1 protein-coding gene is annotated in these 325 nt (G+C 65.5%); it reads left to right on the top strand.

Annotated elements, in window-relative coordinates; translation table 11 throughout:
• Positions 1-325: EF-Tu/IF-2/RF-3 family GTPase (locus B0684_RS13925; protein ID WP_269844073.1), on the top strand; the 325-nt coding region annotated here is incomplete at both ends.

Genomic DNA, 325 nt, shown 5'->3' with positions numbered 1-325 from the left:
CGACCTGCTGTCCTCGTACGACTTCCCGGGTGACGACACCCCGGTCATCACCGGTTCCGCGCTGAAGGCGCTGGAAGGTGACGAGAGCGAAGTGGGCGCCCCGGCGATCTACAAGCTGGTCGAGGCGATGGACACCTGGATTCCGGAGCCGGAGCGTGCCGTGGACGGCGCGTACCTGATGCCGGTGGAAGACGTGTTCTCGATCTCCGGTCGCGGCACCGTGGTGACCGGTCGTATCGAGCGCGGCGTGGTGAAGGTGGGCGAAGAGATCGAGATCGTCGGCATTCGCGACACGCAGAAGACCACCGTCACCGGTGTCGAGATG

Origin of the sequence: Thioalkalivibrio versutus (assembly GCF_001999325.1) — a bacterium.
Lineage (GTDB): Bacteria > Pseudomonadota > Gammaproteobacteria > Ectothiorhodospirales > Ectothiorhodospiraceae > Thioalkalivibrio > Thioalkalivibrio versutus.
The sequence above is the reverse complement of the archived record's forward strand: the minus strand, read 5'-3'. Positions and strand labels throughout refer to the sequence as shown.